The sequence below is a fragment of the Parasediminibacterium schistidii genome, assembly GCF_046546515.1.
In the GTDB taxonomy this organism is placed as follows: Bacteria; Bacteroidota; Bacteroidia; order Chitinophagales; family Chitinophagaceae; genus Parasediminibacterium.
This window is the reverse complement of sequence record NZ_JBKHKJ010000054.1, coordinates 1-13,502: the sequence shown is the minus strand read 5'-3', so window position 1 is coordinate 13,502 and position 13,502 is coordinate 1. Positions and strand designations below refer to the sequence as shown.

Here is a 13,502-nt window from a genome sequence, read left to right as displayed (position 1 = left end):
GTAAGATTAAATCATTTAATAAATGTATTAATTGATAAAACATCATGTAGCAATATGCAGCTTTTGTTTCTGGAATTATTTAGCCACACTATACCAGAAGGAGATTTAATAGAAATATGAAGAATGCTGGCAGGATATTTTGCAAAAAAAAGTAATAAATAAAGCAGGCACTATTTGGGAAGAGAGGGGTTATACTCCGGAGTTGATAGAAAAATGGCTAAGATGAAAAAAACTTCACAAAGCGTCTAGTAGTTGATAAAAAGAGATTTAATGAAGAAAAATAACAATCCTGTCCTTATACTACTATTTTCCTTATTTGCTTCCTGCATTTCCACTAAAATACCAAATTATCATTTCAACCAAAAAACATCGGCACCACAGTTAAGGGAAGACATACGGTTGCTGCAAACAATACTGGAAGCCAACCACCCTAGCCTTTACTGGTACATGCACAAAGATTCTATAGATTATTATTTTAATACTGCCTATAACAGCATCACCGACTCATTGCCTGAAACCGCTTTCAGGAACAAGGCAGCTTTTTGCATCAGCAAAATACACTGCGGACACACAGCAGTGCGTTTCTCAGCCAACTATACCAAGCTGGCAGAAAAACACCGCTACCCACAATTCCCTTTGAGCATCAAAACCTGGGGCGACAGCATGGTGGCGCTTGGCAGCTACAACCCAAAGGACACCATTTTTAAAAGGGGTACTATTATCACCAGCATAAATGGCAGGGGCAACAAAGAAATATTAGACAGCATGTTCCAACTGCTGAGCAGCGATGGCTATGCCTACAATTTTAAAAGCCAAATAATTAGTGGAAATTTCCCTACAATATATAAACAAACCTGGGGGCTTGATAGCAGCTATTGCATTACTTACATTGGCCCTGATAGCAAGCGAACACAGGCAACTATAGTTAATTACACGCCAGAAAGAGATACTACTGCAAAAAAGAAACCGATTCAACTTTTAAAAGATACATCTAAGCATATTGTAGTTGTAAAGAAACCTACTAGGAAGCAAAGAAAAATAGCGGCAATGCTTAGGAAGCGTTCACTAAGCATAGACACTGCAAACAGCACGGGGTATATGCAGCTGGCTACCTTTTCCGAGGGGCATTTGGGGAAATTTTTCCGCAAATCGTTTAAAGCCCTACATAGTATTAAATGTCAAAACTTAATTATAGACCTACGGGAAAATACAGGCGGCTATGTAAGCAACAGAAACCTACTTACAAAATACCTTATAAACAAGGCATTTAAAAATGGCGACACGCTTGCGGCTATTACCCAATCTGTAAAGCACCCTTATTATGTAAAAGAGGCATTGAAATATTGGTTTTCAGCACATTTTGGCAGCCACAAAATGGCAGATGGCCGCTACCACAATAGGCGTGGGGAACACCATTTTTATTACCCCAAAACCAACCATCATTTCAATGGGCATATATACATAATACAGGGTGGCTATACTTTTTCAGCGGCTACAATGTTTGCCTCGGCAGTTAAAGGGCAAAAAAACGTAACCATAGTGGGCGAAGAAAGTGGCGGTGGGTATTATGGCAATACGGCCATGTATATGCCTACTATCATTTTGCCAAACAGCAAGCTGCAAGTTATCATGCCCATGTTTAGGCTAGTGATGGACAGCACTAGAGCAAAAAATGGAAGGGGCGTGTGGCCAGATATGTATTTGAACCCATCAAGCACAGCTATTAAAAATGGGATTGACTTAAAGCTTGCAACAGTGAAAGCTTTGATTGATGCATATCTAAAGAAATAGCGTTTCAGGTACAAAGAATTAAAAGGAAAAAAGAAGATGTATATAATTTTCCCCTCTTTGTGCTACTTCGTGCTTTAGTGCCTTTATGGATAATATGTGATGAACATTAACCACATATTTAATGCCTGAATGCTTTTAATGCTGTATTTTTTCTACAAAAGCGCATCTATTTTTTTTGCCAGTTTATGGTCTTTGTCGGTAACAATATCGCCTGCATCATGTGTGTTTAGCCAAATATCTACTTGGTTATATACATTTGTCCATAAAGGGTGGTGGTTTAGTTTTTCTGCCTCCAGTGCTACCCTTGTCATGAAAGCAAAAGCTTCTGAAAAATTTTCAAACTCAAACTTCTTATGTAATTGGTTATTTTTATGTGTCCACATTTTTTTAATTTTAAATTAGATTTTTAATAATCGGGGTTTTGCAGCTACTTTTATAATAACACTGTCAAATAGTCATATTTTTACATTCAATGAAATATATCCTGCCCTTTTTACTTATCATTTGTGTTTATAGTAGCAAATTAGATGCCCAAGGCAGGCTATCGCTTGGCGTAAAGGGTGGAATAGGCATACCCGGCTTGCAAATCAATAGCGGCAACCCAGTAATAGATGGTTACAAAACCACGCTGTCCCCTTATTGTGGCATTGTATTGGAAACGGGCTTGTCAAAAAAATGGTCCCTTTTAAACGAAGTTAATTATGCCACTATTAGTATTATTAAGAATGGCGGTCAAGTAATACCAAAAAGCGTTTATCCCATAGGAATTACGTCATCAGACCACTTGTATGCAGACTTTTACACCAAAATACGAATACACTACATAGAAATACCGTATATGCTTAAATATTATATGTATGAAGCCGACAGATTCAACTTTTTTGTCAATGGGGGTATTTTTGCTGGTATTTTGATACGCAGCAAAATAAATATTTCGGCACCCGGGCTTGTTAAAATATATACCGATGCAGCACATACCAATGCCCTTTTTAACGGGCTAAAACTCAATTTAACACAAGAAAAAGATCTCTCTGACCGGTTAACCCCGCTAAACTTTGGGGTACAAGCTGGCTTTGGCATGACCCTGAAAAATAGTTTTGGGGAGTTTTTTTTTACTGCGGGCAGCAATTTTGGATTAGTAGATATCCAAGAAAACAAAGGTGATGGTCAGAATAAAACAAAAGCCGCAACATTGGCATTGGGATATTTGGTGCATATATATAAGTAACTATCCATAAAACTAAAAAAAGGGTTGAACGGTAATAAATTTATAAAACAACCTTTTTACATTTGCAACGTACTCAATAAGTAAGGCAGGCATAAAGTTCTTTGTTTCAATAAAAAACAACAGCAACAAATAATTAACAATTAGGATTTTTTTTGGCATCGAGTTTGTAATATCTGTTATAACAACAACAAAAAAAATTAAAATTTTTCTCATAAGCAGTTAGTTTTGGTTGCGGCTCCGATTTTCATCGGAGCCAATTTTTTTTAGGAACTTGCCATGAAAAATTTGGCAACTTTTTAATAGTTAGCAAATTAGTTGTCCAATAAACAGAGTAGTTCACGAAAAAAAACTTTTGGCATCGACTTTGCATATATAAGTTTATAACAACATAGAAATTAAATTTTTTCTCATAAGCAGTTAGTTTTGGTTGCGGCTCCGATTTTTATCGGGGCCAATTTTTTTATGGAAATTGCCATGAAAAATTTGGCATCTTTTTAAAAGTTACCAAATTAGTTGCCCAATAAACAGTGTAGTTCACGAAAAAAACTTTTGGCATCGAGTTTGCGTATATAAGTTTATAACAACATAGAAATTAAATTTTTTCTCATAAGCAGTTAGTTTTGGTTGCGGCTCCGATTTTTATCGGGGCCAATTTTTTTTAATTTACCAGATTGTTTATGTGCTTTTTTTCCACAAAGGCAGAAATAGAAAAGAAGCACAAAGAAAACTAGGTAAGGGTATTAGATTATCTAAAGTAGCTTCTTTCTTTGCTTTGTGCCACTTTGAGTCTTTGTGGCGAAAAAAATATCTGGATAGTACATTTTCTTTTATTTGGAAGATACCCATTGTTTACTATACATTTGCATTCAGAAATAGATGCAGAAGGGAACGGATACCGTTCCCTTCTGCTTTATACATATAGCCGCACCGCATGACAGATAAAATAATAGGATGGATTGGGGAAATTATAGCCGATAAGCCGGAACTGTTTTTGGTTGATGTAAAAATTAAGCCCATCAACAATATAAAAGTATTTGTTGATGGAGATCAGGGTTTACCAATAGATGCATGCGTGCGTATCAGCAGGCAGCTATATGGCCAAATTGAGGAATCGGGCATTTACCCCGAAGGCAATTTTGGCCTAGAAGTATCAAGCCCAGGCATTACCGAGCCATTGAAACTGCATAGGCAGTACACAAAAAATATAGGCAGGGATGTTGAAGTTGTTTTTACAGATGGTACACAGAAGATAGGTAAGCTATTGACAGTAGCGGAAACAGACATTATTGTAGAACACACTGAAGGCAAAGGCAAAAAAGCAATTGTGCAACAATTGGTTATCCCTTTCAACAATATAAAAACCACTACTGTACAAATTAAATTTTAAAAGCGGCAAATTGAAAAAAAGATTTTTTAGATTATGGCAAGTATAAACTTAATAGACGCATTTCAGGATTTTAAAGATGCTGAAAAATTAGATCGCCCCACCATGATGAAGGTGGTAGAAGATGTTTTTAAAACATTGCTAAGGAAAAAGTATGGCAGCGACGAAAATTTTGACGTGATTGTAAATGCTGAAAAAGGGGATTTGGAAATTATCCGCCGCCGGATGATTGTTGCTGATGAAGACGTGATGGATCCTTTGGAAGAAGTAGGGTATTCAGACGCAATTAAAATAGAACCCGATTTTGAAATTGGGGAAGAATTGTATGAAGAGGTGGATATGCTAGACTTTGGAAGGCGCGCCATCTTGGCTGCCAAACAAACCCTTGCCAGCCGTATCAGCGATTTGAAAAAGAACGTACTTATAAAAAAATATGGCGATAGGATTGGCGAAATAATATCCGCCGAGGTTTACCAGGTTTGGAAAAAAGAAGTATTGTTGCTAGACGAGGAAGGCAATGAATTGATTTTGCCAAAATCGGAACAAATTGCACAGGATTATTTCAAGAAAGGCGAAAATGCTAGGGCTGTAATAGCTAGGGTAGACACTAAGAACAACAACCCTGTTATCATATTATCTAGGACAAGTCCATTGTTCCTAGCCAAGCTATTGGAAATAGAAGTGCCTGAAATTTATGACGGCCTTATTGCCATAAAGAAAATTGTAAGAGACCCAGGTGAAAGGGCAAAAGTAGCCGTTGAAAGCTATGACGACAGGATAGACCCTGTTGGAGCTTGCGTGGGCATGAAAGGCAGCAGAATACACGGTATAGTGCGTGAGTTGAAGAATGAGAATATCGACGTAATCAATTACACTACCAATATTCAGTTACTAATACAACGCTCGCTTACCCCGGCAAAAATCAGCTACATGAAAATTGACGAGGAAAAGAAACAAGTAGATGCCTATTTAAAAGCAGACCAGGTATCGCTTGCCATTGGCCGCAGGGGAGTGAATATTAAATTGGCCTGTGAATTGACGGGCTACGAAATAGATGTTTTCAGGGAAGATGAAGAACAAACAAACGAGTTTGATATTGACTTGGATGAATTTATAGATGAAATAGAACCATGGATTATTGACGAATTTAAACGTGTGGGCTGCGACACCGCCCGAAGCGTATTGTCTTTGACACCTGGTGAATTGGAAAGGCGCACAGACTTGGAAAAAGAAACGATTGCAGATGTAATTAAGGTACTGAAAGAAGAATTTGAAAGGGAAGAAGAATAACCTTTTGAATTATTGGCAAGTAATAGGTTACTTTGTGCTGGATTAGTGAATTAACCCTTTAAACAACCATAGAATGTAATTAAGTATAAAAATTTTCTCATCACAAACAAATACAAAGGGTTCTTTTTTAATTTTTAAAGAACCCGTGGATTAAACAACACTGAATGTCAGAATTGAAATTACCAAGATTGTTGGCCGCGGCTACAGAGTTTAATGTAGGGCAAGATACCCTTGTGGACTTTTTAGCCAAAAAAGGATTTAACAAGGACGACCTGAAGCCTGCTACAAAGCTTACAGAGCAGATGTATTATGCTTTGCAAGCAGAATTCCATAGCGATAAACAGGCAAAAAACAAGGCCGACCTTGTAGAAATACCTAAGAGCCAGCAAACAGAACGGAAAAAAAGGGATGAGGAAGAAATTACTTTTAGGCGCGAGGATAAAAAAGCAGAGCCTAAACCTGCCGAAGTAGTTAATGTGCCTGCCGAGCAGCCTGCTGCCCCTGTGATATTTGCTATTGCACCGCCGATAGTTGCTGGGCCAGTAATTGTAGCACCAGCACCTCCTCCACCGCCAGCACCTGTGGAAGTTCAAAAAGTGGAAGCGGTAGTAATGCCAACAGTTTTTGAACCAGTAAAAGAGGCTGAACCATCGCCTTCTGCAATTGTTGCAGAAACTGCCCCATTAATCACAAAAATTGATGCCCCTGAGCTAGAAGGCCCCAAGATATTAGATAAAATAGACTTATCTTCCATTGACTCTTCTACCAGGCCACGCAAGTCTTTTACTAAAAAAGACGAATCCAACGAAGATATTGATAACAATACATCTACACCTGTAGTAACAAATATCCCTGTAACCCCTACTTCTGTATGGCCAGTAGCAGTTGATTCAGTTGCTATACCAGTAGTAAACAACACACCAGTGCCACCTGCCTCAGTTGCAGTAAACGAAGTAGAAAATCCAATACAGCCTATTTTGCCAGTAGCAGAAGCAGTTGTTGCTAAAATAGTTACTACTATTGTACCATCCACCCCTGTTGTAGAAGTGGCAGAGCTTTCTACGGCAAAAGAAGATGATGCCCCAATAATTGAGAATATCCAAGCAGAAAAACTGACTGGACCGAAAATTCTTGGCAAAATTGAATTGCCTGTTGACAGCGATACAAGGCCAAAGCAACTAAGCGCAGAAGAAAGGAAGAAAAGGAAACGCATCCCTGTTGACAACAGGCGCGTTGGCGGTGGGCATCCACACCATAACCAGCCAAATGTAAATGTACAGGGTGGTGGCAATTTTCAAAACCGTGGCTCTCAACAGCCTAATACAGGCGGTGGGTTTAACCGGGATAATAGAACTGCTCCTCATCAACAAACCCCGGCTGCACCATCAACAACAGGCAATAGCAGACCTATTGTACCTGCTAACAACCGTGGCGGTGGATTCCAAGGCAGTGGCGGTGGCGGCTTTAACAGAGATAACCGTGGCGGAGGAGGTGGCCGCAGTGGTGGGGCTCAAGGCGGTGGTGGTTTTAACAGAGGCGGCACCAGTGGCAACAGGCCAGCGATACGCAGGGACGACAAAGAAATAGATGCCAAAGAAATACAAGACAAGATTAAGGAAACCCAAGCGAAACTTGCTGGTGGTGGTGGCCGTGGCAAGAGCCTCAAAGCTAAATACCGTCGTGCCAAACGAGAAGAAGCTGCCGAAGCAATGGGCGATGGCGAAGGGGATGATAATAAACTACAGGTAACAGAATTTGTAACCGTGAGTGAGTTGGCCAACCTGATGGACGTAAGCTTTGCCGATGTTATTGGTAAGTGTATGGGTCTTGGCATCATGGTAAGCATCAACCAACGCCTAGATGCAGAAGTAATAGAACTAGTAGCTAGTGAATTTGACTTTGAAGTTGAGTTTATAGGCGTAGATGATATAGATGAAATGGATGAAGAAGAGGAAGAAGAAGATGCAGCAGCATCTGAAACTCGCCCTCCTATCGTTACCATCATGGGCCATGTGGATCATGGTAAAACATCATTGCTAGATTATATCCGAAGTGCCAATGTGGTTGCCGGTGAAGCAGGGGGCATTACCCAGCACATTGGTGCTTATGAAGTTACCTTGCCAAACGGCAAGGCCATTACATTTCTAGATACCCCGGGCCACGAAGCCTTTACGGCCATGCGGGCAAGGGGTGCCAAGGTAACGGACGTTGCTGTGATAGTAGTAGCGGCAGACGATGCCGTGATGCCGCAGACCAAGGAAGCCATTAGCCACGCACAAGCGGCTGGTGTGCCAATGATATTTGCGGTAAACAAAATAGATAAAGACGGGGCTAATCCTCAAAAAATATACGAGCAATTGGCTGGTATGAATATACTGGTTGAAAGCTGGGGGGGGAAATTCCAAAGTCAAGAATTGTCTGCCAAGAAAGGAGAGAATGTAGATTTACTTCTCGAAAAAATATTGCTCGAAGCTGAATTATTAGATGTAAAAGCCAATCCTACCAAGGAAGCTACCGGATCTATCATAGAAGCATCGCTAGACAAAGGGCGTGGCTATGTAGCTACCCTACTTGTACAGAACGGCACATTACGCCAAGGCGACCTGATGGTTTCTGGGCAGTATTATGGTCGTGTAAAAGCCATGTTCAACGAACGTAACCAACGTGTTGAAGAAGCACCGCCTTCTACCCCGGTAGTAATACTAGGCTTGAATGGTGCGCCGCAAGCAGGTGAAAAATTCAAGATATATACAGATGAAAGCGAAGCAAAAGATATAGCCACCAAGCGTGCACAAATCTCCCGTGAACAAGGTCTTAGGGCTAGGAAACATATCACGCTTGATGAAATTGGCCGTCGTTTGGCTTTGGGCAACTTTAAAGAGCTGAACATCATCATTAAGGGCGACGTGGATGGCTCTGTAGAGGCATTGAGCGATTCATTACAAAAACTATCCAACCAAGAAATTGCCATCCGCATAGTTCACAAAGCAGTAGGCCAGATTTCCGAAAGCGATATATTGTTGGCAGCAGCATCGGATGCTATTATTGTAGGCTTTAATGTACGACCTTCATCACAAGCGAATAAACTCGCTGATAACGAAGGCGTACAAGTAAAAATGTACTCTATCATTTACACTGCTATTGACGAAATTCGCAGTGCGATGGAAGGCATGTTGGAACCTAAAGTAGAAGAGAAAGAAGTTGCCACAGTGGAAATAAGGGAAGTGTATAAATTTGATAAGATTACCGTTGCAGGTTGTTATGTACAGGAAGGCAAGGTGAAACGCGACCATAAAATACGTGTGTTCAGGGATGGTATCCTTGTTTACCCACGGCAGGAAGGTGGCTTTGCAGAACTGGGCAGCTTGAAACGCTTTAAAGACGATGTAAAAGAAGTGAACAATGGCTATGAGTGTGGTTTGACCGTGAAAGGTTTTATCGACCTGAATGCTAATGACACCATCATTGCTTATGAAGAAGAAGAAGTGAAAAGGACTTTGTAGGTAGTATATTTAATATTTATACTATTGCTTATAGGGCTAACAGGGTACTATTTCAAGTATTACTACTAATAGAATTTCCAAAATCACTTAAAATTAAGCCTAATTAATGATAAAGCCGTTTGCACAGTTGTGACAACGGCTTTGTTGTTAATTAGAGAATAAGTTAATTGGTCTAAGTAACATAAAATTCCTTGTTGATGCTTAAAAGTAATCACATTAGTAAAATTGATAGTTTGCGAGGCATTGCGCTTCTTTCTGTTTTTCTATACCATTCACAATTATGTATTGCAACTATTCCAGAAGTAAAAAAATATAATGCAAATGGAATAATTGCCGTTCATGATTTGTATGAAATAATTAGCACATTTTCACCAATTTCTTTTGGGTGGTCTGGTGTTGAGTTGTTTCTCTTAATAAGTGGTTTTTTAATTCATTATGGTTATTTGCAAAATAGCACCAACTTCCAAATTTTGTCATTTTACAGTAGGAGGTTTTGGCGGATTTATCCTCCGTATTTTATTGTCTTCCTTACTTTCTACTTAGGTACCAAAGGGATTAGTTACTTCTTATTAGCGGAAGGAAAGCTAGACTTTGTATTGCATGCATTATTAATACATAATTTACGTAGTAAGTTTTTTTTTGGAATAAACCCTTCTTTTTGGAGTTTAGCTCTCGAAATGCAATTGTATATTTTATATCCAATTATTATTTATTTGCGCAAAAAAATAGGAATTAAAAATGTTTTTTATCTTCTATTGTCAATGTCAATTTGCTTTTTTTTAACTGGCTTGATATTGCAGGAAAAAGTAGCATTTTTTAAGTCTCCAACTTTTGATTTATCCCCATTAAAGTTATGGTTCGTATGGGTCGGGGGTGCGTTTCTTGCAGAAAGGTATAACAACAAAACGCTACTTACCAAAAACAGCACGGGATTGGTTATTTTATTTGCCCTCTTAACAATCTTATCTAAGTCCTTTATATATACTAGCCATCTGACAATGTATTTTGTAACTTCATTTTGGTTCTTTGTATTTGCTGGATATTTGAAAACTAGAAGGGTCAATAAGATGACTTTTGTAGATAAATCACTTGGCTTTGTGGGCCTATGTAGCTATAGTTTTTATTTACTACACCAACCCCTACTTTATTTCATGTACAATTTTTTAAATAAAATCCCGTTGTTTTATCAATTTACAGCTGTAAAAGTGTTACCTGTTTTTTTTCTATTGCTCATTATGTCTTACCTAATGTTTCATGTTTTAGAAAAGCCATCAATTGCGCTAGGGAAATTTTTAATGAAGAAAATAAAATAAAAAAGGGGGCTATGGCTTAGGTGCTAATATTAGGCATAAAAGAATCTATATTGCTTTAAACAAGGAAAAGAATGGCAACATACGTAATTTAGGCATTTAATTTTTTATACCCCTAAATGAGCTAAAGATGTAAGAGAAATTTAATTCTATTTATCCTTTCATCTAATTTTTTTAGCCTACTGCACATTTGTCAATGTGATATGTAGAAATAAAATTGCAGTTCAAATTTTTTTTATAGCAATAAAGTTCCTAAATTCGCCCCTCAATGATAACAATAAAAAATACGAAGACAATTAAGCTATTCTCAATCGGGAAGGTATAATTGTTTGTGTATTACAAAATATAGAAGCAGCCTTCCCAACTTGGGGAGGCTGTTTTGTTTTTACCAGTTTATCAATTATTCATCAATAAAAAAATGCTGCAAACACAGCAATTGAGGAGACACTAAACAATGAAAGTAGCCGTAGTAGGAGCCACTGGCTTAGTAGGCACAAAAATGTTGGAAGTATTGGCAGAAAGGGGTTTCCCTGTAACTGAAGTAGTACCAGTAGCTTCAGAGCGTTCTGTAGGTAAAGAAGTCGACTTTAAAGGAAAGAAGTACAAAGTAGTAAGCATGGCTGATGGGATTGCAGCTAAGCCTGCTGTAGCCATTTTCTCTGCTGGTGGAGGTACTTCTTTAGAGTGGGCACCTAAGTATGCAGAAGCGGGCATTACAGTTATTGACAATAGCAGTGCATGGCGTATGGATCCTACCAAAAAACTGGTAGTTCCAGAAGTAAATGCTGAGGTGTTGACAAAAGATGATAAAATAATTGCAAACCCTAACTGTAGCACTATCCAAATGGTGGTAGCCTTACAGCCTTTGCATAAAAAATATACCATTAAAAGGGTAGTTGTTAGCACGTACCAAAGTGTTACTGGTACTGGTAAACAAGCGGTTGACCAATTGTTTAATGAGCGAAAAGGTATTGAAGGCACTATGGCATACAAATACCGAATAGACCTGAATGTTATCCCTCAGATTGATGTATTCTTAGACAATGGCTACACCAAGGAAGAAATGAAAATGGTGAAAGAAACTTGCAAAATTATGCAGGATGATTCCATTAAAGTAACGGCTACCACTGTACGTATCCCTGTTGTTGGTGGGCATAGCGAAAGCGTGAATGTAGAATTTGCCAACGATTTCGACTTAGCAGAAGTAATCCAACTATTATCAGAAGCACCAGGCATTATTGTACAACAAAATGATGCTGAACAACTGTACCCAATGCCATTGTGGGCACATGAAAAAGACGAGGTATTTGTAGGCCGTATCCGTAGGGATGAGTCTCAGGCAAATACCTTGAATATGTGGGTGGTAAGCGACAACCTACGTAAGGGTGCTGCTACCAACGCTGTTCAAATTGCTGAATATTTATTAAGCAAAGGCTTATTGTGAGTTAGTTTTGTGTGAAGTGGATGAATAATAAAAGGTTGCCCTTATAATAGTGGCAACCTTTTTATTTACTTAACTCTTAGTTTTCTATTGCATACAATCTATACACAGCCCAGTTAGGCGTTTCAAACATTACCTGCGAAGCAAACTGGCCACGGATTTGCATTTGATCTAGGTTATAGGCATTTAAAACCGTGAAATTACGCAACGGATTTGTATTCTTTGCAACGCACATATATCGTACACCAATAATTGGGTTTTCGATAATAGTGCCAAAACTTTTGTTCAAGGGCAGTTCTACCCCTTCTAACGACTTTAAATGTGCGACAATTTGAAAAGCGGCAGCGTCATCAATTAATACTTTATTATTAACATTTGCTATTGATGCAATAAATTCGGCTACTTGAAAATCTTCACTATTATTTTTTTCTTTTAACCACGACTTATAATGCCTCAGCACAGAGAAAAACTTTTTTTCCTCCAAATCGTCTGTGCGCTTAAAATAGAAAATACCAGTAAACACATTTAGCAGCCCTACTGTAAATACGATAAACCAAGTAGCTTTTTTTGTAAATTGCTTGCCTGCATAAAAAGAAAGCCCTACCAAAGCCAATATTAAAAAAAGAAGGTAATACTCAACCATGAAATAAAATTGCATGTTGATAATAAGTATGCCCATTAAAATAAACGGGGCTATCAAGGTAAACAACTCATACAACTTGCCTTTAAAATAAAGAAAAGCAAGAATGAGCAACGGATTCAAAAATAAAACGTAAAACTGAAATAAAATTTGCGATTGAAACCCGGCATTCGTGCCTTTTCTACCTACTACTTGCCCCAAAGGTATATCCCCCATTACATGCCAGTTTGCATATTGGCTATGCAAAAAATAGGTAGAAATACCAGCATGGGTATCATTTAGGTAGCCAAACAAAAACAAGGCTCCTAATGGCAGCAAAAACAATACTATATATATAGCAATTGCACGGTTAGTAAGTTTGCGCCTTTGCGAAACATTGTTTACCGATTCGAAATATTGGGTAACAGGTGCTTGTATTTTATTAATCTTTAACCCCTCTAAAGAAACCAAAACTATAAATGGGAAAAAAGCCAAAAGCAGCCAAATAAAATTAAAATCACAAAAAACAAGGCAGGTTAGGTAAATACTTGCCATAGACAAATAAAAAGTTGTTTGCGTTTTGTAGTAACGGAACAGGCTGCGGAAAGTAAAATAAAAAAACAACATAATAGCAGCAACGCCCCTTCCAGAAATAGCAGCGTAAATAATGCCAGGATGCAACACAAACAATAACGAAACAAGTGGTATATAAATAAATGGAGGCAGCTTTGACGTTTCTCTAAAATCGCTTAGCAAGGTATAGTAAAGTGTTACCGACAAAGCTATGGAAGCCAATATTGGCGCAAAAAGATAGCCAAATGGGGTAAATATAAGTGATGTCAAAAAAACCAGCGTGGGGAAAGTAGTACCCAGCGTTACCAGCGTGTTCTCGCTGGAATCGAATAAAATCTTAATTTTCTCGGCAACAAACAAATT

At 38.4% G+C, this 13,502-nt stretch carries 9 protein-coding genes; 7 read left to right on the top strand and 2 right to left on the bottom strand.

Features of this window, described 5'->3' with window-relative positions:
• Positions 1-270 precede the first annotated feature (270 nt).
• Positions 271-1,791, top strand: coding sequence for a S41 family peptidase (locus tag ACHFIY_RS18545; protein ID WP_410847622.1), 1,521 nt, complete (start codon positions 271-273; stop codon positions 1,789-1,791).
• 152 nt (positions 1,792-1,943) lie between these two features.
• Here the strand turns inward: ACHFIY_RS18545 and ACHFIY_RS18540 are convergent, their stop codons facing one another.
• On the bottom strand, positions 1,944-2,174 hold the full coding sequence (locus tag ACHFIY_RS18540; RefSeq protein ID WP_410847621.1) for a 4a-hydroxytetrahydrobiopterin dehydratase: 231 nt from the start codon (positions 2,172-2,174) through the stop codon (positions 1,944-1,946).
• Between the two features lie 89 nt (positions 2,175-2,263).
• Here ACHFIY_RS18540 and ACHFIY_RS18535 point away from each other — a divergent pair, with 89 nt between their 5' ends.
• The 6 genes from ACHFIY_RS18535 (at position 2,264) to ACHFIY_RS18510 (ending at position 11,950) form a co-directional block, all read left to right on the top strand.
• Entirely contained in the window at positions 2,264-3,019 is a 756-nt protein-coding gene (locus ACHFIY_RS18535) for a porin family protein (protein WP_410847620.1), read from the top strand.
• A 931-nt stretch (positions 3,020-3,950) separates the two neighbouring features.
• The gene (locus ACHFIY_RS18530; protein WP_410847619.1) at positions 3,951-4,406 is read left to right on the top strand and encodes an LSm family protein; all 456 of its coding nucleotides are present in this window, start codon (positions 3,951-3,953) and stop codon (positions 4,404-4,406) included.
• 33 nt (positions 4,407-4,439) lie between these two features.
• Positions 4,440-5,693 carry a transcription termination factor NusA gene (gene nusA / locus ACHFIY_RS18525; protein WP_410847618.1) on the top strand — a complete coding sequence of 418 codons (1,254 nt, stop codon included), beginning with the start codon at positions 4,440-4,442 and terminating at the stop codon, positions 5,691-5,693.
• A 164-nt stretch (positions 5,694-5,857) separates the two neighbouring features.
• Positions 5,858-9,196: a translation initiation factor IF-2 gene (infB, locus tag ACHFIY_RS18520; RefSeq protein ID WP_410847617.1), complete on the top strand. Its 3,339-nt coding sequence runs from the start codon at positions 5,858-5,860 to the stop codon at positions 9,194-9,196.
• Between the two features lie 197 nt (positions 9,197-9,393).
• Complete coding sequence (locus ACHFIY_RS18515) at positions 9,394-10,509, top strand: acyltransferase family protein (protein ID WP_410847616.1); 1,116 nt, start codon at positions 9,394-9,396, stop codon at positions 10,507-10,509.
• A 451-nt stretch (positions 10,510-10,960) separates the two neighbouring features.
• Positions 10,961-11,950, top strand: coding sequence for an aspartate-semialdehyde dehydrogenase (locus tag ACHFIY_RS18510; protein WP_410847615.1), 990 nt, complete (start codon positions 10,961-10,963; stop codon positions 11,948-11,950).
• Between the two features lie 76 nt (positions 11,951-12,026).
• On the opposite strand, the gene ACHFIY_RS18505 is transcribed toward ACHFIY_RS18510, so the two are convergent.
• On the bottom strand, positions 12,027-13,502 hold a 1,476-nt coding region (locus ACHFIY_RS18505; RefSeq protein ID WP_410847614.1), incomplete at its 5' end, for a hypothetical protein.

What these genes read in the sequence shown, in the direction of transcription:
- ACHFIY_RS18545 (WP_410847622.1), top strand. Translation starts at nt 271, where the DNA reads ATGAAGAAAAATAACAATCCTGTCCTTATACTACTATTTTCCTTATTT.
- ACHFIY_RS18540 (WP_410847621.1), bottom strand. Translation starts at nt 2,174, where the DNA reads ATGTGGACACATAAAAATAACCAATTACATAAGAAGTTTGAGTTTGAA.
- ACHFIY_RS18535 (WP_410847620.1), top strand. Translation starts at nt 2,264, where the DNA reads ATGAAATATATCCTGCCCTTTTTACTTATCATTTGTGTTTATAGTAGC.
- ACHFIY_RS18530 (WP_410847619.1), top strand. Translation starts at nt 3,951, where the DNA reads ATGACAGATAAAATAATAGGATGGATTGGGGAAATTATAGCCGATAAG.
- nusA (WP_410847618.1), top strand. Translation starts at nt 4,440, where the DNA reads ATGGCAAGTATAAACTTAATAGACGCATTTCAGGATTTTAAAGATGCT.
- infB (WP_410847617.1), top strand. Translation starts at nt 5,858, where the DNA reads ATGTCAGAATTGAAATTACCAAGATTGTTGGCCGCGGCTACAGAGTTT.
- ACHFIY_RS18515 (WP_410847616.1), top strand. Translation starts at nt 9,394, where the DNA reads ATGCTTAAAAGTAATCACATTAGTAAAATTGATAGTTTGCGAGGCATT.
- ACHFIY_RS18510 (WP_410847615.1), top strand. Translation starts at nt 10,961, where the DNA reads ATGAAAGTAGCCGTAGTAGGAGCCACTGGCTTAGTAGGCACAAAAATG.